The following is a 20,342-nucleotide window of genomic DNA, read 5'->3' as shown; positions in this document are numbered from 1 at the left end:
ATCCCTTCACCCATTCACCCTAAAACACTCAACATGGACAACATTCTCATCGGTTTCGCCTACATCGGCCTCTTCGCCGTCGTCTCCCTCAGCGCCATTGGCAGCATCATTGGCTGCGCTCGCAGCGGCATGGCAGCGATCGGGGCGATGATGGAAACCGAAACAGGGCACGGTAAGTTTCTCGGCGTAGCAGCACTGCCCTCTACCCACGCGATTCTGGGCATTGTGCTGATGTTTATCTTGCAGCAGAAGACGGGGGCAGCGGCGGCGCTGGGTATTTTTGCGATCGGCGGGCTGGCGGGGTTGGCCCTGCTGATGTGCGGCACCTACCAGGGCAACTGCTGCGCCATGGCCATCAACGCCTCTAAGAGCAAGCCTGAAATTTTTGGTAAATCCCTGGCTCCGGCGGGGATTGTGGAGGGCTTTGCGGTATTTGTCTTTGTGATGGCCCTGGTGCTGAGCCAGAGCCTAAAGGCCTGAGGTCTGGCCCTTTGGCCTCGGCGGTTCACGGCTGATGGGGCACATGGGGGCTGGCCATGTCTGCCGCTGGGGCAACCGTTGGCGGCGCTGAGATGGCCAAAATATCTCGAATCGACCCGGCAATGGGAACCGCTATTACCACCCCCAGCAGCCCGGCCACCTTTGCCCCCACCAGTAGTGAAATTAAAATCCAGACCGGGCTTAGCCCGGTAAACCCGCCGATGAGCTGGGGAGCCAGGCCGTTTTCAATCAGCTGGTCAATCACTACGGCCACCACCAACACCCTCACCCCCAGCCAAATACTGCTCAGGGCGGTTAGGCTGCTCACGAGGGTAATGCCCAGCGCCGCCCCAAAGGGAAACAGGGCCAGCAGGCCCACCCCCAGGCCAAATACGAGGCCAAAGGGCACTTGAATGACCACAAAAGCAACGGTCATGGCTGTTCCCATCAGCAGGGCCACGGTTGCCTGGGCGACAAAATAGTTGTGAAAGTTGTGGCGCAGGCTTTCCCGCAGCTGAGCGCCCGTGGTGACGGGAAAATAGCGAAATACGCCGTCCCAAAGCTGCCGACCGTAGAGCAATAGATAAAAGGTCAGCACCAGGGTCAGCATCACGTTCAGCACGCTGCCAATGGCGCTAACCAGGGTGCCAACAACGGCGCCGCTGGCCGACTGAAGCTGACTGGCCACCTGATCTTCTAATTGCGTAATCCACCGACTGAGATCGATCGGCAGGCGGCGCGCCACCGCCCAGGACTGCAAGCCGTTGAGCTGATGGGTACCCGAGGCAATCCAGCTGGGCAGGCGATCGCCTAGCTCATTTACCTGCTCGATGATGACAGGAATTAGGGTGATGCCCAAAATCAGCAGCACCAGGCCAAAGGAGAGCAGCACAATCAGCACCGCCCGCGGACGGCGAATGCTAAACCGCTGTAGCCAGGCAACGGGATACTCCAGCACGAAGGCCAGCAGGGTCGCCACCACCACGATGGTCACAATGGTGCGGAAGTAGTTGAAAAGCAGCAGCAGTACCCACCCGTTGAGTACGATCAAAGGCAGGGTGAGACCCCATAGACCAACGCGCAGCAGACGAGATTTCCAGCTCATGGCCAAGGAAGAAAGGGGTCAGCTATATTGTCTCAGGTTTCACCTTGAGAAAATACAGCCACCCCCGCTCTACCCGGCCTAGGGCGTGGCATCATTGCTGGCTAAGGTCCTGATTCCAACAGCATTGCCACGCCCGACCCAAACAACAGACTAGTGGCCTATGAATTTAGCTTCTTTTGAAACCGGCGCTTGGGCTGCAACCACATGAAAATGCCGGTGGCGATCAGTATCAATAGCCCTAGGGAATTTAGAAAGGGGTAAATAACCTGTAGATCCACGATCCCAAAATTGCCCTTGTGCAGATCCATCAGCCAGTCAAAGGCTTCTCCTTTGCCAGCCATATCCACAAGCTGGTAAAACGAGCCAGTCAAAACCGTCAGCAGAATTGGCAATAGCATCAGCGGAGCCAGGAAACGATGAACCTGGCGAAGGTTTTTGGCGCTCGTCATGATGTTATTTTTCCACGAAAGAGTAACTGAACTTTTGCAGAGCCAAATGTCAGGCCTGTGTCAAATCGGTGTCAACATCACACGGTTTCAAAAAAGAGGAGGAATTATGAGCGGGCTTTAAACCCTTCGATTGATTCGAAAAAAGGGCTAAAGTTGAATGGCACTGACATAAGAGAGCAGAAAAGGCTTCAAGCGCTTGATCTGTAAAGATCGAAGCGTCGAAACCCAAAACCATGTCTCTATGATGCCGAATCGTGCGGATGTCCTCAAGGAGAAATACCAAAACAGTATCGGTCTACCCTTTGCCAAGGTTCTACCGGAAGCCGAAGTCCAGGCTGTAGTGGACGAACAAGGCATCGCCTATCGCCAAGTGCTCTACACCCCAATGGTAGTGCTGTGGAGTTGGATCTCCCAAGTTCTTGATGTCGATGGCAGTCTCAGCCATGCGGTCAAGCGGGTGGTGGCCTGGATGAGCCTGGCGGGCTTAGAGCCGCCGTCAGCCGATACCGGGGGGTACAGTAAAGCGCGTAAGCGCCTGAGCGAGTCCATTTTCCCACCCCTACTAAAGCGAGTGACGAGGGCGTTACAACGGAAAGTATCCCCGGAACAACGGTGGTGTGGTCGCCGAGTCAAGGCCTTTGATGCCACGACGGTCTTGATGAGTGATACCAAGGCCAATCAAGCGGCGTATCCCCAACACAGCAATCAGAAGACGGGCTGTGGCTTTCCGCTGTTGAAGCTTCAGGTGTGGTTTTGCGTGACTACGGGAGCGGTCTTGGAGGTAGCGATGGCTCCTTTTCGGGTGAGTGAGTGGCGCTTAGCCCGCCAACTTTACCAGACCCTGCGCCCAGAGGATGTGGTGGTGGCCGATTCGGCCTATGGCACCTATGTGGATCTGGCCTGGGTCGCGCTGACGGGAGCCGATGCCGTTTTTCGCAAGCACCATCAGCGCCGCTGCGATTTCAGGCGTGGCAAAAAGCTTGGGATTGGCGACCACATTGTCCGGTGGCAACGCCCCAAGCAATGCCCCGACGCCCTCTCGCCTGAGGAGTTTGAAGCCTTACCCGAGTCGATTGAGGTACGCGAAGTCTTTCTCTCCATTCAGACGCCTGGGTTTCGACCGACCAACATCGTAGTGGTGACCACCCTGATGGACGCCAAGCGGTATCGCAAAGCTAAATTGGCCGAACTCTATCACCTCCGCTGGCAGGCCACCGAAGTCAATCTCAGGCATCTCAAGACCACCTTAGCTATGGAGATGATTGCCGCCAAAACGCCCGCTATGGTGACCAAAAGCATTTGGGTTCATCTGTTGACCTACAATCTGCTGCGAACCCTCATGTGGGAGGCGACTGCCGACTCTGAGGTCGACGCGTTACGGCTCTCCCTTCAGGGCACTCGGCAACAATTTAATCACTTCCGACCCGAGTTTCTCCATCTCGCTCCATCCCAGCAACAGCGAGGCTACCAGGCCTTGTTAAGCGCTGTGCAAGAGCTGATTGTTCCCTTTCGCCCCAACCGTTCAGAACCCCGAGTCGTCAAACGTCGTCCCAAACCGTTCCCGAGAATGCAGGAACCCCGCTCAGTCCTGAAAGCTAAGCTGGTAGCTTGATAGGGCTTACGTCAGTGACATTCGGCTAAAGTTAGCTCATTCCGTAAGATCCTGTACGGCTCTGCGATCGCCCTTCGGCTGACGAAAGCTCTGATAAATAACCAGACTGACAATAATACAAAGAAAAAGAACGCTCGTATCAGTGGTGCCAAACCCCAGCCCTCCGTTGTCAACCGATTGGGACAGTAAATCTCCGGTCGATGCCCCCAGTGGACGAGTCAAAATGTAGGCCAGCCAAAAGGCCAGGACTCCGTTGAGCCGCAAAAAATAATACCCCCCCGCCACCAGGCCAATGAGGGCGGCAAAGACGAGCAGAGCCTGCCCGTAGCCCATGCCGGTGCCTTCGGATAGCAAATCTCCCCCCGCCGTACCCAGGGCAAAGGTCAGCAAAATGGCAAGCCAGTAGTAGGCTTCGCGCTTAGCCGTATTGATGGAGTGCATGGCCAGGGTTCGTTAATTGGCGTACCAGACGCTAAATACTGCCGCCAGGCCAATACTAAAGACAACGGTGGTGGTAACTAAGCTGACGCCAAACTCATCGACTAATCGATCTGTAATGAGGGTGCCGACAATGCTGATCAGGACGACGACTAGCCAGTAGCTGCTGGGTACGTAGCGCCGGAGCCGAAATTGATTGCCCAGGGCCACCAGTAGTAAAGCCCCCATGATGTAGGACGTGGCGGCCAGGCCCAAATTCAGGCTATAGGACAGGTAGTCGGCGACGGTTTCGCCAACGGTGGTTGCAAGTATTTTAATGATCCAGAAGACGGCGGTTATCTCCGGTACTCTATTTAGCCTTGGCCGCATAGATTTTCTCCTTAAAAAAAGTCGGGGAGGCAACAATATGGGCTGAATTTGCAAGTCAGCACTCTCGACCCAGAAGCTCCGAAATGTAGCTCAGGGTATTGCCGCAAGGCTAGGTATTGCCTGCACAACTTGACTGTAGAGTGCGATCGTCAAGAAATCGGCAAGACTGCTAGGAGAAGAGTTTTAGAATCTGCTGGTGCGAGCGATCGCAATCTGTCAGCAATCTTCTGGAAGTTAGATCGCAGTCAGAAAACAACGCCGTAGCTCGCGGCAAAAGCAGAAACTGATACCAATTCCCTATAAAGCTGCACAGAACAGTGCTTCCAGGATAAAGTCATAGCCGGTCAAGGAGGCGATGGCCTCGGTACTCAAGCTTTCAATTCGGTTACCCATGTGCTGCCGCAACTGATCCAATGTCTGGAAACACTTGCCCTTGAGCGGTGACTTCAGATGCTGCCAAAAGCGCTCGGCTGGATTGAGTTCGGGACTGTAAGGCGGTTGAAAGATAGGAATCAGGTTGTCTGGCCATACCAACGTTTTGGCTCGATGGGCCTGATCCATCTGCATGACGGCGACATCGTCGCCCAGAGCATTCGAGACCGCCGTGATAAAGCGCTGAAAATGCGTCCCGTTGAGGTGAGGATATTCCTGGCAGAGGTGCCAGCCTGAGAGCGGTTCCACAACCCCATAAAGCCAAAAATTCTCGCGAACATACTGTTTCATCGCTATCGGCTTGACCCCACGGGCCGTAATCACTCGCCCCCGCTGGCTCATCAAGCCCAGGCGCATCTCGTCTTGACAGAGATAGCGCAGGGGTTTGCCCTGGCCAAAGTAGTCCCCTAACACCCTCAGGGCGAGACCTATTTTTTTTATAGGTTGCGACGGCGACTGGGTCTTGTTTGATGTTCTGCGGACGAGGGGCTTTCAGCTTGGCACCTAAGCGATAACGTACCGTCTTATGCACCGTCTTGTAGGGAATTGGCTCACCACTCTGGGCTTCCAGCCACTGCTGCACCTCGCCATAGCTGGCAAAGCCTTCAGGGGAATCCAAGCGCGCTTTGAGTTTCTCCAGGAGCTCGCCGTCGATGCGAGGGGCTTTACCGGGGGCTGTCCGTTCCTCTAGCAGACCGGCTAACCCCTCGTCTCGATACCGCTTGAGCCAGCGCGTAATCGTCGATGGGGAGCGCCCCAGACGATGACTGAACTCTTTATGCTCAGTCACTTGGCCGCTCTTGTACCACCACAGCAGTCGCAGGCGCTCCGCTTGAGCGGCACTTCGGGCTTGGCGCAGGCTTTTGAGGAGGTAGTCTGCACTTTCATGAACCTCTAACTTCAGTGGACGAGCCATCCTTCATGCTTGAACTCACTACCCCTCTATTTTGCCTTGCCTCATAGGGAATCGGTATAAAGCATTAATTTGCATAATGGTTGGGAGCTACCGACCTGGTTCGGGGAATAGCCGATATTGGCACTATTGCCCCAACCTGTGGTGTAGCGCAGACATCGAATCCTTAATATCCGCCACTAGCGCGTCGATTACCTCGGGGGTCGTATTCCAGGCGCACATCAGCCGCACCCCACCGCTGCCGATGAAGGTGTAGAACTTCCAGCCCCGGCGGTAGAGTTCATCAATCAAGGCCTGGGGCATCTGCACAAACACCCCGTTGACCTGGCGGGGGAACAGCAGTTTTAGCCCAGGAATGTCCTGTAGCTGCTGCTCCAGGTAGGCCGCCATGCGGTTGGCGTGCTCGGCGTTGCGCAGCCAGGCTCCCGTCTCCAGCAGCCCCAGCCACGGGGCCGAGATAAACCGCATTTTTGAGCACAGCTGCCCCGCCTGCTTGCAGCGGTAGGCAAAATCTTCGGCTAGCGATCGATCAAAAAACAAAATCGCCTCGCCAATGCCCATGCCGTTTTTGGTGCCACAGCAGCACAGCACGTCAATGCCTGCCTTCCAGGTCAGCTCCGCCGGGGTTTTGCCCGAGGCCACCAGGGCATTGGCAAAGCGAGCACCGTCCATATGTACCTTGAGCCCGTGCTGGCGGGCCAGGCCGCTAAGGGCGGCTAGCTCGTTGGTGGTATAGAGGGTGCCCACCTCGGTGGCCTGGGTGAGGCTAATCACCTTGGGCTTGGGGTAGTGAATGTCGGTGCGTTTGGTGATCAACCGCTCCACATCGGCGGGGTCGAGCTTGCCGTTATCGCCCTGGGCCAGCAGTAGCTTAGAGCCGTTGCTGGCAAATTCGGGGGCACCGCACTCGTCGGTTTCGACATGGGCCAGCTCGTGGCAAATTACGCTGTGGTACGACTGGCACAGCGAGGCCAGGGTCAGCGAGTTGGCCGCCGTGCCGTTAAAGACGAAGAACACTTCGCAGTCGGTTTCAAACAGCGATCGAAAGGCGTCGGCAGCCTTTTGCGTCCAGTCGTCGTCGCCGTAGGCGGGCACGTCCCCCTGGTTGGCCTTGAGCAGGTAGTCCAGGGCCTCGGGGCAGATGCCGGAGTAGTTGTCGCTGGCGAACTGGAGGGGGCGGTGGGTGGGTGGGGCGAGGACCATAGTGGGTAGTGGGGTGGGGGTGTTTTGAGGATAGCGTGGGGGCGTGGGGCGTGGGGCGTTAGGAGGTGGGGGATGGGGGGATGGGGGGATGGGGTGATGGGGGGATGGGGGGATGAGGAGATGGGATTGGGGGAGTGGGGAGTAGGGGAGTAGGGGAGTGGGGAGTGGGGGAGTAGGGGAGTGGGGAGTGGGGGAGTAGGGGGATGGGTGGGTGGACAGGGGAAGGGAGTGGGCTAGGGAATGGGAATGGGCGCAGGGTGGATACAGTAAGATTGGAGGGCTATGGAAGCATTGATCGCAACAGAGCTGGGTAATTGTATGGTGCGTGGGTTTCGCTGGCTTTGGATGGGGATGGCGGTGGCCGGAGCCGTGGTAGCGCTGGATGGCGGCAGTCTGGCACCGCTGGGGGGCAGCCCCGCCCAGGCTCAGGATGGCGGCACTATTACCCTGCGATCGGACGTTCAGGAGGCCAATGCCGCCACGGGCATCATCACCGCCCGTGGCAATGTGCAGATCGACTACCCCTCCCGCCGCATTCAGGCCACCTCCGCCCAGGCCGACTATTTCAGCAACGAAGATCGGATTGTGCTCAGCGGCAATGTGGTTGTTACCCAGGAGGGCAATACGCTGCGGGCCGAGGTGGTCACCTACCTGATCAACGAAGATCGCTTTGTCGCCACCCCCCGCCCCAACGACCAGGTGGAGGCGGTGTACACCCTGCCTGAGGCGGAGCCTCCCTCAGTGCAGGACTCGGGGCCGTCGGGCAGTCGCCCGACCCCGCCCAAGCCACCCGTGGTGCTAGACGTTAGCCCGGTAGAGGGTGAGCCTCAACCGCTGACGCCGTAGAGGCAGGTTAACTGGGGAAGTCGTCTGTGTCGGGTAAATGCTCATTTGTGCTAGGGGCTGTCATCAATTAATCGCCGCAAGAATTGATGACACGCCCTAGGGGTGAGGGGTCTGGCCCACTTGACCATGGCAGCTACAGTATTTAATCTTTGACTAATTACTTAAAATTAAATTTTTCCTATGATTAGTTACCCCCTAAAGGTAGGTTTTGTTTTATCTGGCCTTTATTAATCCGTTAAAAACAAAGAATATTGCGAGAAATGTTCTCTGCGTATTGGCGATCGCAAAGCAATCATAGATAGTATTGGCTTGGCACATGCTGCGGCAAAAGAGACGAATTCACTGAACATCGAGTGTTTCCCTGGCTTGATTGAGATATCCCACGCAGTTCACTGAACCGTATACTTCCCTCGGGCGTTACATCTACGTCAGAACATATATCCACGCAAAATAATAGTGGTGCTAGATCCTTAGCTTGCAACGTCAAAGCGTTAACTCGTTTCAGAGCGGGTTAGGTATTGACATGTATTTAGCATCTCCCACCTCAATTTTCAGTTGATGCAGAAATGATCCTGGAGTTTTGCGGATGTTGCAGACATCTGGCCCATTTTGCTGCGTTGAAAATGAGGGCTACTCCATCTCTGTAGAGGGTTACGGTACTATACATCCTATCTTCGCGTCAGCATGCTTACTCGAATTTTGCGTTTTCCGCTGCCGCTGAAGGCAGCTTCTAAAATTAACCTGTTGCTGGAAAAATTGTCCAGAAAAGTACGGTCACTTCTCCGTTTATGGCAGGGTGACCCCAGCTTTCTGGTGATGAGCTGGCTGGCTCGCTTTGTAGTCGTGCGCGAATGGATGGCCGGTCGCGGCACCTACCAACCTCAGGCGGTAGTTGAGGCGACCCTGCTTCATAGGGTGGCGGGAGTCTGCCCCCTGGAGAGTTCAGGTCAGGTAGCTAGGCTCATTCAGAGTCACGGCTACTATGTTGGGTTTTCTCTACAAGACAGCATTTTGCAGAACTTGCTCACGTTTGCTGAGACCATGCCTTGCTATGCTAACCGCGACTCTGCTCTGCCGTTCTACCTCAAAGATAAAGCTCAGTTTGAGCAGGAATTGGGGGTTCCGCTGCTGGTGGCAGGCTATCTGGACACCCACGAGAAATGCGATGCCTATCAAAAGCTAAAGGTAGATCCTTACCTTTTGGACATAGCCAGCCAGTATCTAAATCATTCAGCAGTTTATATGCGAGGGGAACTGGCCTGGGGATTTCCGACTCCTAATACCTTAGCCGACAAGATTAGAACAGCGCGGGTTTATCACTGCGATATCAATGACTTTAAAACGATTAAATTTTTCTTTTACCTCACAGATGTAGGGGAGGGCGAAGGCCCCCACGCCTATATTGAAGGCACCCATCGCAACCGACGGTTTAGCCACCAGTGGATGGGTCAAGCCTGTGCGGCCATTGATGACGAAATTTTGGTAAAAACCTATGGCCGCGATCGCGTTCGTGTAGTTACTGGACCTGCGGGAACAGGCTTTGTAGGAGATCCCTACTGTCTGCACAGAGGCGCTGTGCCCTCCCGTCATCCGCGATTGCTGCTACAGCTTGAGTTTGGCATCCATCCCTATCGCATTTGGTATTTTTAAATTTGCTATGCTTGAGCTGTTTGATTTCTGTAAAAGCGATGGTTTAGCCGACAACTGCTGCAACAACCGTTGTAAATTAAGGGTTTTATTACCCTAGGGTTTTATCGCTCTAGCTTGTACTTCAAATTTTCAAGAGATGCCAGCTTAGGATAGAGACAGAGATGCCCATCGCGCAACCAGATGCCCCCGCACAGGCAGGTAAACCCAAAAAAGTGGCTTACCTAGTCAATCAGTATCCCAAGGTTAGCCACAGCTTCATTCGCCGCGAAATCGCTGCCCTTGAGGCCCAGGGGCTAGAGGTGGCCAGATTTTCGATTCGCTCGTGCGCCGATGAGCTAGTCGACCCCGATGACATCAAAGAGCTGGGCAAAACTCAGATCGTGCTAGATCATCCCTGGCCTGAGCTACTGCTACTGGTCATTCGCGTCATGCTGCTGCGGCCTGTGGCGTTTGTGACCGCCCTCGGGTTGGCCCTTCAAGTTGGCCTTAGGGATGAGTCGGGGCCGCTATATCAGCTTGCCTACCTGGCCGAGGCCTGCGTACTGCTGCTCTGGTTTGAAGCTGCCGCCGTTGACCATGTGCACGCTCACTTTGGCACCAACTCTACTACTGTGGCCATGCTGTGCCGAGCTTTGGGCGGGCCGCCCTACAGCTTTACGGTTCACGGGCCAGAAGAATTTGACAAGGTAAGGGCTATTTCACTGGCCGAAAAAATTCGGCGCGCCGACTTTGTGGTGGCGATTAGCTCCTTTGGCAAGAGTCAGCTGTACCGCTGGACGGCCCTGGAAGACTGGCCAAAAATTCACGTGGTGCACTGCGGGCTGGACCAAGACTTTCTGGCCCAGGAGTTTGTGCCTATTCCCGAGCAGCGCCACGCTGTCTGTGTGGGGCGGCTCAGCGGGCAAAAGGGCCACCTGCTGCTGCTAGAGGCTGTCAGGCAGCTGGTGGAGACGGGCTACCGACTGACGGTGACGCTGGTGGGCGATGGCGAGATGCGATCGCAGGTCGAAGCGCTCATTACCAGCTACAACCTGCAAGACTGCGTTTCGATTACGGGCTGGGCGGCCAGTCAAGAGGTAAAAGCTCAGTTGCTCAAGGCTCAGATGCTGGTGTTGCCCAGCTTTGCCGAGGGCTTGCCTGTCGTCATTATGGAAGCCCTGGCGCTGGGGCGACCAGTCATTACGACATCCATTGCTGGCATTCCCGAACTCGTAGAGACTGGCGTCAACGGCTGGTTGGTGGTGCCTGGATCGGTCGAGTCGCTGGTAGAGGCCATGCGCCATGCCCTAGATGCCTCGGTAGCCGAGCTAGAGGCTATGGGCAAAGCGGGCATGGAGAAAGTTGCACAGCAGCACAATATCGATCGCGAGGCCGCCTGTCTAGCCCGTCTGTTTGTTGAGAATGGTCAACCCCAGGCGGCTCTAGGGGCTGTCATCAATTAGTTGCCGATGGCCCCAGCATCAACGGTTACAGCTCCTAGCCTGTTGTTTGGGTTGGGCGCGGCAAGGCTGGTGGAGTCAGGATTTTAGCCAGAATTGATGAGATGCCCTAGGATTCTGGCGCTTTGCCAGGTTAGGACTCAGAGATATGGGCCTGGCTGAATGAAGGCATGAAGTTGGGGTAAGGGCAAAGGGCCATAGGCCTCTGCGAGAGGCGCTGATGTCTTGGTTCAGACCCGTTTTCAGCCGCCCCCAAATAGCTCCCTCAGCCCCTTGGTCAGGGGACTGGGACAGTACCTACACTGGCTTGGTGAAGCTGTTGCCTAGACTGGGGAAGAGCTTTGATACAATTTACAAAGCTCAATCGAAAAAGCTCAATCGAACCCTACCGACCAAGGCGCACCCTTGAAGATCGTACTTGACAACGTTCAAAAGACCTATGGCAAGCGCCAGGTAGTCAACCGGGTTAGCGTCTCGGTAGCCCAGGGTGAAATCGTCGGCCTGCTGGGTCCTAACGGGGCAGGTAAAACGACCACCTTTTACATGGCTACCGGGCTGGAGCGCCCCGACGCTGGCAAGGTCTGCCTTGACCAGATCGACATTACCGACCTGCCCATGCACCAGCGGGCCCGATTGGGTATCGGCTACCTGGCTCAGGAACCCAGCATTTTTCGCCACCTGTCGGTGGCCGACAATCTTTTGCTGGTGATGCAGCAGACGCGGGTGCCCCCCGACGAATACGGCGATCGCCTGCAAGACCTGCTCAAGGAGTTTCGCCTGGAGAAAGTGGCCAATACCCTGGGTATTCAGGTGTCCGGGGGGGAGCGGCGGCGGACTGAACTGGCGCGATCGCTGGCCTCGGGTCCCGAAGGGCCCCGGTTTTTGTTTTTAGACGAGCCCTTCGCCGGGGTCGACCCGATCGCCGTGACCGAAATTCAGGAGATTGTCTCTAAGCTGCGCGATCGCGACATGGGCATCCTCATCACCGACCACAACGTGCGCGAAACCCTGCGCATTATCGATCGCGCCTACATCATGAGCGACGGGCAAATTCTCGCCTCGGGCAGTGCCGACGATCTCTTCAACAACCCCCTGGTGCGCGAGCACTACCTCGGCAAAGACTTCGCCATCTAGCCCTCCCGAACCAAGCCACCCATCCCCCCATCTTTTATCTTCTCTATTCCCTCTCTCCCCACCCATCCCCCCTCTCTCCCCCATTTCCTCATCCCCCCATCTTTTATCCCCTCTATCTCCCCATCCCCCCATCTCCCCCTCCCCATGACCTCAGCCTCCTCTCCCTTCAACCGCTCCGGCATACCCCTGCTGACGGTGATGGATCGCTACATCGCCAAAGAGCTGACGATGCCTTTTTTGTTTGGGGTGGGGGCGTTCTCATCCATTGGCATTTCCATCGGGGCGCTGTTTGAGCTGATTCGCCGGATTACCGAATCGGGGCTGGCTATTACCCTGGCGGTGCAGATCTTTGTGCTCAAGCTGCCCGAGTTCATTGTGCTGGCCTTTCCGATGGCCACCCTGCTGTCCACCATGATGACCTACAGCCGCTTCTCCAGCGATAGCGAGCTGATTGCCCTGCGGGGGGTGGGGGTCAGCATTCGCCGCATCATTACCCCGGCGGTGGTGCTGAGCCTGCTGGTGACCGGCCTGACCTTTGTCTTCAATGAGCTGATTACCCCTGCCGCCAACTACCGCGCCGCCATTACCCTGGAGCAGGCCCTCAAGTCGGAGCGCCCTCCCTTTCAAGAGCGCAACATTTTCTATCAGGAGTTTCAGCCCGCCGCCGACGACCCCAACGCCCAAGAGCTCAAACGCCTGTTCTACGCCCGCCGCTTTGACGGCACCACCATGCACGGCCTGACCATTGTGGACTTTTCCCAGGCCGGCCTGAACCAGGTGGTCAGCGCCGAGTCGGCCAACTGGGATGTGGAGAAAAACGCCTGGACTTTCTACAACGGCACCATCTATGTGGTCGCCCCCGACGGTTCTTTCCGCAATATTGTCACCTTTGAAACCCAGGAATTGCAGCTGCCCCGCACGCCCCTAGACCTGGCCAGCCGCACCAAAAACGACACCGAAATGAATATTGCCGAGGCCACCGAGCAGCTGAAGCTGGTGCGCCAGAGTGGCGACGAGAAAATGATTCGTCGCTGGCAAATTCGGATTATGCAGAAGTATGCCCTACCCTTTGTGTGCGTGGTGTTTGGCCTGGTGGGGGCCTCCATTGGGGTGCTGCCCCAGCGCACCAGCCGCGCCACCAGCTTTGGCATCAGCATTGTGATTATTTTTGGCTACTACCTGCTGTCGTTTATCACCAACGCCATGGGCGAGGTGGGAGTGCTCTCACCCTTTTTGTCGGCCTGGCTGCCGACCCTGCTGGGCCTGGCGATCGGTCTTTACCTGCTGTTTCGCGCCTCCAAGTAAGGTGACAGCAGACTGCGCCAATGGTTTACAGCTGTTAGAAACTAACGACAGCCCTTAGAAAAAGAACCCGTCCTGCTCAATTTCTTCGATGGTTTGCAGCCCTCGGGTGTCACCGACTTTGAGCAGAGCGGCGCGGGCGTCTTCTCGCACCCCCAGGTCGTCCTCCTCGGCAAAGCTTTCGATCAGCGCGTCGATCGCGGTGTGGTAGACCACGTTGGAGGGCAGTTCGCGGCAGAGCTGGCCCACGGCCCAGGCGCAGTTGCTGCGCACCGCTGGCACCGGGTCCCGGCGCAGTCCTTCAATCAGGGGGGGAATGGCGGCAATTACCGACTCGTAGCTGACCTGGGCCATCTGGGCCAGGGCGCTGGCGGCCCACAGCCGCACGGCGGAGATATCGGTGCGCAGGGCTTCGATCAGGGGCAGCAGCGATCGCGCATCGTGGGCATTGCCCAAGGCCCACACCAGCCCCTTGCGCACGTAGCCATTCCAGTCGGTTGCCAGCTGGGCAATCAGCGAATCCACCGCCGAGGGGTGGGGGTTGCGCCCTAGGGCGTAGGCGGCACTCACCCGCACTAGCGGGCAGAGATCGCTCAGCAGGGCGGTCAAGGGAACCACCGCCCGCCCGTCTTCGACCTCGCAAAAAGCCCGAGCCGCCAGCATGCGCTGCTGCGGATCGGCGGCCGTCAGCAGGGGCAGCATGGCCTCCGGGTCGTACGCAGGCGTCTGCTCCTCGTCAACGGGACCGAGGGCGTCCAGGGGATCGGCAAACTCCAGGTCGGGGGTTAGGGTGGTGAGGTCGTCGTCATACATAGGGCTACTTTATCTGGTTGTGCCGCACTTTTAGCGGTGGCGGGGAGCCTTTGCAAACTTTCGTTAAGCTAGGCCAGGGTCTGGGTTCCCCAGGCCAAAGTCGCCCACCCATTCCGCCCGCTGATAGCCCCGCTGCCCCCTTGCGATCGCCCATAGTCCTTCGTCGCCCATTCGCCGCAGGCGAGCACCTGGGCCCAGGGGGGCCTCTACTTCCGAAGAATATCCGTAGATCGCCTGAAGCTGTTGAGGCAGCCGTTAGGATAAGGGGGTAGGCCGGTTAAGCAATCCCCAGCGGCAAAGGCAACGCCCCATTCTAGACTGCCGACAGAGCGACCACCTGAGTCGGAATCGACCAGTCAATGCCTTGTCAGACCCAGAGATCAGCCCGGTGATGTAGTTAGGAGTATGGCAGCAATGGCTTCTCAAGCCCAAATTAGAGATTTTTTGGCCCACTGGTTTCAGTTGGGCAAACCCGTGGTGCTAGCGGAAAATCGGGGAGAATGTCTGCCCGATCCCATCTTCCATAACGGGCAATACAGCCAGGCCTTCGAGGACTGCTGGCACAAAATTATGGTCACCAGTGGCCGAGACTGCTACCTGCAGGGCACCGCCCAAAGCATTGCGGAGATGCTGTCGCCGGTCTGGGAGATCACCCCCTGCGCCCGCTGCGAAATGCCGGTGGCTGTACCGACCGCCGGTATTATGACCTCTCTGTGCCCATGCGATGACCTGCCCACCTGGCCCAATACCGAAATTCCCATGCCTCGGACAGGCATCGATAGCCAGGAGCAACTAACGGCTCTCCGCCATCGCCTCAGTACCGTAAACGGGTCGTCCAATTCAGAACCCAAAGCATCCCAGAAGCCCCTAACCAGCCCACCTCAAACAGAGGAAGACGCCAGCACTTTGTCGTCCTGGCGGGGAATGTCGTAGATCATAAAGTCGTGGGCCATGGCCGTGTGGGGGAAAATGGCCCGAGCCTCCGCCAGCAGATCGGGGAGCTGGATCTCGTTGCCGGGGGCGTAGCGGGGGCTGAAGTGGGTCATGATCAGCTGCTTGGCCTGGGCCGCGAGGGCCGTCTGAGCCGCCATGGTCGAGGTGGAGTGCAGCCGCTGGTAGGCCAGGTCGGCGTCGCGGTGGGAGAAGGTGGCTTCGTGGATCAGCACGTCGGCGTTGGCGGCTAGGTCTACGGCGCGATCGCAATAAATCGTATCGGTGCAGTAGGCGAGCTTGCGCCCCACCAGGTCTGGCCCGCAGAGATCGGCCCCATTGACGGTGCGACCATCCGCCAGCTTCACCCGCTGCCCCTGCTTTAGCTGGCCGTAGATAGGCCCAGCGGGAATGCCCATGGCCTGGGCTCGCTTGACATCGAAATGGCCGGGGCGATCGCGCTCCTCCACCCGATAGCCGTAGGCGGGCACCCGGTGCTCCAGCAGGTCGCACACCACCCGAAACTCATCGTCCTCAAACACCAGCCCCGGTTCCACCGCGTGGATTTTGATCGGCAGTGAAAAATGGGTTTGCGAGTAGCGGCGGCTGGCTTGCAGGTAGTCATTCAGGGGTTTGGGGCCGTAGATATCGATGCGCTGCTGCCGGTTTCCCGCCAGCCCGCAGCTGGCCAGCAGCCCCATCAGACCAAAAATGTGGTCGCCGTGCATGTGGGTAATAAAAATGCGGCGAATCTGGCTCGACTTAAATTCGCTGCGCAAAAACTGATGCTGGGTACCCTCGCCGCAGTCAAACAGCCACACCTCAGCCCGCTGGGGCAGGCGCAGGGCCACGCTCGACACGTTGCGGGCGCGGGTAGGCACGCCAGAACTGGTACCCAAAAATGTAATCTGCAAAGAGACGCCTCGAAACAATCAGTGGAGAATGCGGGGAAGCCCGAAGTCCAGACCTACTCACCTATCTTGCCATGACCAAGGGCCAATGGCGGGGGGCAGCCAGTCAATCTAAAGCCAGGGAGTATCATCAACACAGGGGTATCTGCCCTCCGCTAGGCAGCCATTTGGGGCCGTGATACAGACGCAAACCATGATTTCAATCACCTACTTATTGACAACATTGCTGGCCAGCCTGGGCCTGGCAACGAATCTGGCTAATGCCCAGGCGGCTCCGCCGGGGATGCACTACGCCTGGCAAATTCTGGGTATCGATACGGCCCAGTGCCTGGCCCAAGCCCGGCAGGCGCTAGAATCCCAGGGGTTAGACCCGGTGCAAAACGATGCCACCAGTATTGCCGGGCGCTCTGAGATCGCAACGGCGATGTTTGTGTGTATCGAAAACCCCGCTGCCATAACTACCGTCATGGTGGTCGTAGCCAGCGACGACGATGCCCAGGCGCTGGCCCTGCGCGAAGCCTTAAAGCTGGCGTTTTAGGCCATGCGAGTTGTGGCCTACCGCTACCGAACCGCCGCCGACCTCGCCGCCGACCAACCCGGCCCAGCGGATGAGCTGCCGGGGGCTGTGGAACAGGTCTACACCGACATTGCCCTGCCAGCGGAGCCTGAGTATCGGCCCGAGCGCGATCGCCTGCTTGCCGACAGCCAAACCCAGCCGCCCGATCTGATCCTGGTTGATGATCTAGCTGCCCTCGGCAAAGATCCCGAAGACATTCAGCACTGGGTGCAGGCCCTGGAGGCGATCGGCGCTGAAGTCATCTGCCTGAACGACACCCCGGTGGATCTTGCCAGCCTTCGGCAGGGGGCCGACCTGGCTGCCCGCCAGCGCCGCCGCCGCCTGCGCCAGGGCCACGCCCGCAGCCGACTCCAGGCGCTGCCGCCCCCCGGCAAACCCCCCTACGGCTACCGTAGGGGCCAGGGCCGCTACCTGATCGATCGCGCCACCGCCCCGGTGGTCACCGCCTTTGTAAATGAATTTTTGCTCTACGGCTCGCTGCGGGGGGCGGTGCGGTTCGTCGAAACCAAGTACGGCAAGCGCATTTCGGTCTCCACCGGGCGGCGCTGGCTCACTCACCCGGTGTACAGGGGCGACCTGCAATACCAGGACGGCAATGTCCTGCGCGACACCCACGCCGCCATTATCAGCCGCGACGAGGCTGCCCAGATCGATCGCCTGCTGCGCCGCAATCGGCCCCTGCCGCCCAGGACGGCGGGAGCACCGCGATCGCTGGCGGGCCTGGTCACCTGCCAGCAGTGCCAGCAGCCTTTGACCATCTCTAAAACTGCCCCCAAAACCGCGCCCAGGGGGCAGGCTAAAACCTACCTCTACCTGCGGCCCAGCGGCTGCCCCAACCGGCCCCGCTGCAAAGCCATCCCCTACGATGAGGCGCTAAACCGCATCGTCGCCGAGATCTGCCGGGTGCTGCCCCAGGCCGTGGCCCAGTTCACGACCCGAATTCCGCCGGGAACCCCGGCCCCCAGCAGCCGATTGCAGGGCCAGATTGACGCCAAAGAAGCCGTGCTGGCTCAGCTTCCCGACCTGGAAGAATCCGGCATTCTGGACGCTGAAACTGCCGCCCTGCGCCGCTACAGGCTGCGGGGTGAAGTGGCTACCCTGCACCAGCAGCTGGCCCAGCTGCCCCCAGTCAACCTGCAAGAGCTGTCCCAGTCGGTGTCGATTCCCCAGTTCTGGCTCGACCTGTCTGAGGCCGAGCGCCGCTTCTTTTTCCGCGAGTTCATCCGCGACATCCAGATCGTGCGCGACGGGGATACCTGGCAGGTGAAATTGGTGCTGGTATTTTGAAAATGGCGTCTATAGCTCTGCGGCCAGGTGTTTCAAAATTCTGGCGACAGCGTAGAGGTTGTGGTGCTCGTCAGAGAGCAAGGTAAATTTGTTAGAAAGCGCGTATTGCGTCACGGGCTGACGCTGTAGCTTAAGGAATAAGAAATCTTTTCCAGTGGTGATAAGGCCGTAGGTTGGCTCCTGGGGCGCTGGATTGCCCATCATGTAGGCCAAGGTTTGGGGAATTGCCTGTAAAACACTAAAGCCAAAATGTTTGGCCTCTACCAGCACCACCCATAGACGCTGTTGAAAAATCACGACATCCATCCGTCCCCTCAGGACCTGGTTGTCGTTTTCGATCGCAATTTCAACGTAGCGCTCTCCCTGAATGCGCAGGGGCGGATCGCACAGACCCAGCAGTTCCAGCAGGGGCGACACCGTGATCACGTTCACGGTGCCCTCAGAGCTGGAGCCATCGGCGGCATAGCTTAGGTAGCGATCGCAGTATTTATCCAGCGCCGCCTTTTCGCTGGCCGAGAGCGCTGGCAGTGGCTCCTGCCACTGGGGGAAAAAGGCCGGATCGCTCACCCGGCTAAGCCCAAAGCGATCGTGGGCATCACGGAGATTGGTGATGGCTTCGGTAACAGCTATCGTTTGAACCACGGCCCGGCATCCTGCGCGATCTAGTGATTTACCTCAAGCCTACCGCAGCGACCCAATCAGCGCTCTAACCGTGGGCGCTCAGGGCAAAATGCTTTTTAGCGTGGGCCTGCCTGGGGGGCTGTGGCCCTGGCCCAACCCGGAGTCCGCACCAGCGCTATGCTCGGGGGGTGCCCATCTCGCTAACGAAACCCATCTTTTTCGACCTGGATGGCCCAGTGCTCATGCCTAGCGCCTATACCTTTACCGACTACTCCCCCGACTGGCCCCTGGCCTTCGAGCAAGCGGCAGCGTGCCTGCGAGATTTGCTGGACGACGACCTCGTTGTCATCCACCACATTGGCAGTACTTCGGTGCCGGGGCTGGCGGCTAAGCCCATCATCGACCTGCTGCCGGTGGCGCGATCCATTGCCATCATTGAGGCAAAGACGCCCCGACTTGAAGCCGCAGGCTACCGGGCCTGGGGCGAATACGGCTTGCCGGGACGGCGCTTCTTCACCCGCGACCAGCACGGCTACCGCACCCACAACATCCACATCTACGGCCAGGACGACCCAGACATTGAGCGGCACCTGGCCTTTCGCAACTACCTCAGAACCCACCCGGCGGTGCGTGACGAGTATGCCGCCGTCAAGCGGGCTGCCTACGCCCGATACCCGGCAGATATTGGCGGCTACAGCGACAGCAAGCACGGCTGGATTCAGACGGTGGAGGCCCAGGCGAGGGCGTGGTATCGCCAGTGCGGCAGTGACCCGGTGTCTATGCTCTAATGTTGGGCAGAATTACCAGACCAGGGAGGTTATCTGTGTCCATCGAACTGCCCAAGGATAAGCACCGGGAGGCGATCGCCGCCATCGTGCGCTATTTCCAGGAAGAGCGGGAAGAGGAGATCGGCACCATCGCCGCCGGGAGCCTGCTGCGCTTTTTTCTGACAGAAATTGGCCCCAGCATTTACAACCAGGCGGTGGCCGAGGTGCAGCAGCGTATGCAAATGCATGTTGCAGATTTGGACATCGAATTTCACCAGGAAGAGTTCCAGCACTGGCCCAAATCTAACCGTTAGACCAACAAACTCGATGCTGTCAGGGATGTGGGGGAAAGGGAATGACATCCAGGGGTGGATCGCGCGTGCTGGTCGCTACAACCAGCACGCTAGGATGAGAGAAATGTCTTAGGGGAAAGACCATGACCCAGGCTAAGGTAAAGCTTGCCTCATTCGAGGAGTATCTTGCCTACAGTAATGAAACCCCGCTGGAAGGGCGCTACGAACTGGTACAGGGGGAATTAGCCGAATTGCCACCCGAGTCGGAACCCAATAATTGGCTGGCCAACTACCTGCAATTTCTGCTTGTAGCGGCTAAGGTTGCTCCCCTCCGCCTGATTAAGATCCATGCGCTAGAGCTCCAGGTGCCGGTCTTACGCCCTGCCGATGCAGCCAATCGCTACCCTGACCTGGTGGTGCTTCGACCTGAGCACCTGGAGCTAACCCAGCGACGGCTGACTATCACCCACGATATGCCGCCGCCGCGCCTGGTGGCAGAGATCGTCAGCCCTGGTAAAAGCAATCGAAACCGAGACTATGGGCACAAGCGAGCCCAATATGCCGCTATTGGGGTGCCGGAATACTGGCTAATTGATCCGATCGCCCAAACGGTCATGGTGCTGTCGCTAGATGGCGAGGCGTACCGAGAGATTGGTGTCTTTGGGCTACAGGGGGCGGTCGTCTCGGTCGAATTTCCAGACCTTACCTTGGGCGTCAGACAGATTTTTGAGGCTGAGAATTAGGGCTGGTCATCAATTCTCGCTACAACCC

Annotated in this window: 20 protein-coding genes and 1 pseudogene; 13 read left to right on the top strand and 8 right to left on the bottom strand. The window is 58.0% G+C overall.

Translation table 11 applies throughout. From position 1 onward, the window contains the following. Positions 1–33 precede the first annotated feature (33 nt). Positions 34–480 carry an ATP synthase subunit C gene (locus tag LEPTO7104_RS0101965; RefSeq protein WP_017296865.1) on the top strand — a complete coding sequence of 149 codons (447 nt, stop codon included), beginning with the start codon at positions 34–36 and terminating at the stop codon, positions 478–480. 25 nt (positions 481–505) lie between these two features. On the opposite strand, the gene LEPTO7104_RS0101960 is transcribed toward LEPTO7104_RS0101965, so the two are convergent. Both LEPTO7104_RS0101960 and LEPTO7104_RS0101955 read right to left on the bottom strand, forming a co-directional pair. Continuing rightward, positions 506–1,585, bottom strand: coding sequence for an AI-2E family transporter (locus LEPTO7104_RS0101960; RefSeq protein ID WP_017296864.1), 1,080 nt, complete (start codon positions 1,583–1,585; stop codon positions 506–508). A 158-nt stretch (positions 1,586–1,743) separates the two neighbouring features. After that, positions 1,744–2,034: a PepSY domain-containing protein gene (locus LEPTO7104_RS0101955; protein WP_017296863.1), complete on the bottom strand. Its 291-nt coding sequence runs from the start codon at positions 2,032–2,034 to the stop codon at positions 1,744–1,746. Positions 2,035–2,275: 241 nt separating this feature from the next. Here LEPTO7104_RS0101955 and LEPTO7104_RS0101950 point away from each other — a divergent pair, with 241 nt between their 5' ends. Beyond that, a complete protein-coding gene (locus tag LEPTO7104_RS0101950; protein WP_083886984.1) occupies positions 2,276–3,646 on the top strand; it encodes an IS4 family transposase in 1,371 nt (456 codons plus the stop codon). A 36-nt stretch (positions 3,647–3,682) separates the two neighbouring features. On the opposite strand, the pseudogene LEPTO7104_RS43455 reads toward LEPTO7104_RS0101950, so the two are convergent. From LEPTO7104_RS43455 to LEPTO7104_RS0101925, 3 genes and pseudogenes are all read right to left on the bottom strand, one after another. After that, positions 3,683–4,453 (bottom strand): annotated as a pseudogene (locus LEPTO7104_RS43455) (COG4705 family protein). A gap of 297 nt (positions 4,454–4,750) precedes the next feature. Next, a protein-coding gene (locus tag LEPTO7104_RS39815) for an IS630 family transposase (protein WP_155523482.1) occupies positions 4,751–5,801 on the bottom strand; the annotation gives its coding sequence in 2 pieces (ribosomal slippage) (positions 4,751–5,344 and positions 5,346–5,801; 1,050 coding nt in all). Positions 5,802–5,924: 123 nt separating this feature from the next. After that, positions 5,925–7,001 (bottom strand): threonine aldolase family protein, encoded by a 1,077-nt coding sequence (locus LEPTO7104_RS0101925; protein ID WP_017296855.1) that lies wholly within the window; start codon positions 6,999–7,001, stop codon positions 5,925–5,927. 318 nt (positions 7,002–7,319) lie between these two features. Between LEPTO7104_RS0101925 and LEPTO7104_RS0101920 the strand changes: the two genes are divergently transcribed. The 5 genes from LEPTO7104_RS0101920 (at position 7,320) to LEPTO7104_RS0101895 (ending at position 13,375) form a co-directional block, all read left to right on the top strand. After that, positions 7,320–7,847 carry an LptA/OstA family protein gene (locus LEPTO7104_RS0101920; RefSeq protein ID WP_051158466.1) on the top strand — a complete coding sequence of 176 codons (528 nt, stop codon included), beginning with the start codon at positions 7,320–7,322 and terminating at the stop codon, positions 7,845–7,847. Positions 7,848–8,663: 816 nt separating this feature from the next. Continuing rightward, entirely contained in the window at positions 8,664–9,497 is an 834-nt protein-coding gene (locus tag LEPTO7104_RS0101915) for a phytanoyl-CoA dioxygenase family protein (RefSeq protein ID WP_017296853.1), read from the top strand. Between the two features lie 161 nt (positions 9,498–9,658). Continuing rightward, on the top strand, positions 9,659–10,939 hold the full coding sequence (locus tag LEPTO7104_RS32390) for a glycosyltransferase family 4 protein (protein ID WP_017296852.1): 1,281 nt from the start codon (positions 9,659–9,661) through the stop codon (positions 10,937–10,939). A 402-nt stretch (positions 10,940–11,341) separates the two neighbouring features. Next, the gene (gene lptB / locus LEPTO7104_RS0101905; RefSeq protein ID WP_017296851.1) at positions 11,342–12,070 is read left to right on the top strand and encodes an LPS export ABC transporter ATP-binding protein; all 729 of its coding nucleotides are present in this window, start codon (positions 11,342–11,344) and stop codon (positions 12,068–12,070) included. Positions 12,071–12,268: 198 nt separating this feature from the next. Continuing rightward, a complete protein-coding gene (locus tag LEPTO7104_RS0101895) occupies positions 12,269–13,375 on the top strand; it encodes an LptF/LptG family permease (RefSeq protein ID WP_017296849.1) in 1,107 nt (368 codons plus the stop codon). Between the two features lie 54 nt (positions 13,376–13,429). Here LEPTO7104_RS0101895 and LEPTO7104_RS0101890 read toward each other — a convergent pair whose 3' ends face one another. Next, entirely contained in the window at positions 13,430–14,185 is a 756-nt protein-coding gene (locus LEPTO7104_RS0101890) for a HEAT repeat domain-containing protein (protein ID WP_017296848.1), read from the bottom strand. 414 nt (positions 14,186–14,599) lie between these two features. Between LEPTO7104_RS0101890 and LEPTO7104_RS32380 the strand changes: the two genes are divergently transcribed. Beyond that, the gene (locus tag LEPTO7104_RS32380; protein WP_017296847.1) at positions 14,600–15,118 is read left to right on the top strand and encodes a hypothetical protein; all 519 of its coding nucleotides are present in this window, start codon (positions 14,600–14,602) and stop codon (positions 15,116–15,118) included. On the opposite strand, the gene LEPTO7104_RS0101880 is transcribed toward LEPTO7104_RS32380, so the two are convergent. Continuing rightward, positions 15,067–16,029, bottom strand: coding sequence for a ribonuclease Z (locus LEPTO7104_RS0101880; RefSeq protein ID WP_026072286.1), 963 nt, complete (start codon positions 16,027–16,029; stop codon positions 15,067–15,069). The genes LEPTO7104_RS32380 and LEPTO7104_RS0101880 overlap by 52 nt on opposite strands. 190 nt (positions 16,030–16,219) lie before the next feature. Here LEPTO7104_RS0101880 and LEPTO7104_RS0101875 point away from each other — a divergent pair, with 190 nt between their 5' ends. Further along, on the top strand, positions 16,220–16,564 hold the full coding sequence (locus tag LEPTO7104_RS0101875) for a hypothetical protein (RefSeq protein ID WP_017296845.1): 345 nt from the start codon (positions 16,220–16,222) through the stop codon (positions 16,562–16,564). 3 nt (positions 16,565–16,567) lie between these two features. Continuing rightward, positions 16,568–17,890 carry a recombinase family protein gene (locus LEPTO7104_RS0101870; RefSeq protein WP_017296844.1) on the top strand — a complete coding sequence of 441 codons (1,323 nt, stop codon included), beginning with the start codon at positions 16,568–16,570 and terminating at the stop codon, positions 17,888–17,890. 9 nt (positions 17,891–17,899) lie between these two features. Here the strand turns inward: LEPTO7104_RS0101870 and LEPTO7104_RS0101865 are convergent, their stop codons facing one another. Continuing rightward, positions 17,900–18,532, bottom strand: coding sequence for a hypothetical protein (locus tag LEPTO7104_RS0101865; RefSeq protein ID WP_017296843.1), 633 nt, complete (start codon positions 18,530–18,532; stop codon positions 17,900–17,902). A 221-nt stretch (positions 18,533–18,753) separates the two neighbouring features. Here LEPTO7104_RS0101865 and LEPTO7104_RS0101860 point away from each other — a divergent pair, with 221 nt between their 5' ends. The 3 genes from LEPTO7104_RS0101860 (at position 18,754) to LEPTO7104_RS0101850 (ending at position 20,314) form a co-directional block, all read left to right on the top strand. Continuing rightward, the gene (locus LEPTO7104_RS0101860; RefSeq protein WP_026072285.1) at positions 18,754–19,299 is read left to right on the top strand and encodes a GrpB family protein; all 546 of its coding nucleotides are present in this window, start codon (positions 18,754–18,756) and stop codon (positions 19,297–19,299) included. A gap of 35 nt (positions 19,300–19,334) precedes the next feature. Continuing rightward, positions 19,335–19,592, top strand: coding sequence for a DUF2164 domain-containing protein (locus tag LEPTO7104_RS0101855; protein ID WP_017296841.1), 258 nt, complete (start codon positions 19,335–19,337; stop codon positions 19,590–19,592). A 122-nt stretch (positions 19,593–19,714) separates the two neighbouring features. Next, positions 19,715–20,314 (top strand): Uma2 family endonuclease, encoded by a 600-nt coding sequence (locus tag LEPTO7104_RS0101850; RefSeq protein WP_017296840.1) that lies wholly within the window; start codon positions 19,715–19,717, stop codon positions 20,312–20,314. Positions 20,315–20,342: the final 28 nt, after the last annotated feature.

The organism is Nodosilinea nodulosa PCC 7104, assembly GCF_000309385.1.
GTDB lineage: Bacteria > Cyanobacteriota > Cyanobacteriia > Phormidesmidales > Phormidesmidaceae > Nodosilinea > Nodosilinea nodulosa.
This window is presented reverse-complemented; position numbering and strand designations above follow the sequence as displayed.

Bases quoted from the DNA above. Each gene is read 5' to 3' on its own strand.
- LEPTO7104_RS0101965 (WP_017296865.1), top strand. From the start codon at position 34: ATGGACAACATTCTCATCGGTTTCGCCTACATCGGCCTCTTCGCCGTC.
- LEPTO7104_RS0101960 (WP_017296864.1), bottom strand. From the start codon at position 1,585: ATGAGCTGGAAATCTCGTCTGCTGCGCGTTGGTCTATGGGGTCTCACC.
- LEPTO7104_RS0101955 (WP_017296863.1), bottom strand. From the start codon at position 2,034: ATGACGAGCGCCAAAAACCTTCGCCAGGTTCATCGTTTCCTGGCTCCG.
- LEPTO7104_RS0101950 (WP_083886984.1), top strand. From the start codon at position 2,276: ATGATGCCGAATCGTGCGGATGTCCTCAAGGAGAAATACCAAAACAGT.
- LEPTO7104_RS0101925 (WP_017296855.1), bottom strand. From the start codon at position 7,001: ATGGTCCTCGCCCCACCCACCCACCGCCCCCTCCAGTTCGCCAGCGAC.
- LEPTO7104_RS0101920 (WP_051158466.1), top strand. From the start codon at position 7,320: ATGGTGCGTGGGTTTCGCTGGCTTTGGATGGGGATGGCGGTGGCCGGA.
- LEPTO7104_RS0101915 (WP_017296853.1), top strand. From the start codon at position 8,664: ATGAGCTGGCTGGCTCGCTTTGTAGTCGTGCGCGAATGGATGGCCGGT.
- LEPTO7104_RS32390 (WP_017296852.1), top strand. From the start codon at position 9,659: ATGCCCATCGCGCAACCAGATGCCCCCGCACAGGCAGGTAAACCCAAA.
- LEPTO7104_RS0101895 (WP_017296849.1), top strand. From the start codon at position 12,269: ATGGATCGCTACATCGCCAAAGAGCTGACGATGCCTTTTTTGTTTGGG.
- LEPTO7104_RS0101890 (WP_017296848.1), bottom strand. From the start codon at position 14,185: ATGTATGACGACGACCTCACCACCCTAACCCCCGACCTGGAGTTTGCC.
- LEPTO7104_RS32380 (WP_017296847.1), top strand. From the start codon at position 14,600: ATGGCTTCTCAAGCCCAAATTAGAGATTTTTTGGCCCACTGGTTTCAG.
- LEPTO7104_RS0101875 (WP_017296845.1), top strand. From the start codon at position 16,220: ATGATTTCAATCACCTACTTATTGACAACATTGCTGGCCAGCCTGGGC.
- LEPTO7104_RS0101870 (WP_017296844.1), top strand. From the start codon at position 16,568: ATGCGAGTTGTGGCCTACCGCTACCGAACCGCCGCCGACCTCGCCGCC.
- LEPTO7104_RS0101860 (WP_026072285.1), top strand. From the start codon at position 18,754: ATGCCTAGCGCCTATACCTTTACCGACTACTCCCCCGACTGGCCCCTG.
- LEPTO7104_RS0101850 (WP_017296840.1), top strand. From the start codon at position 19,715: ATGACCCAGGCTAAGGTAAAGCTTGCCTCATTCGAGGAGTATCTTGCC.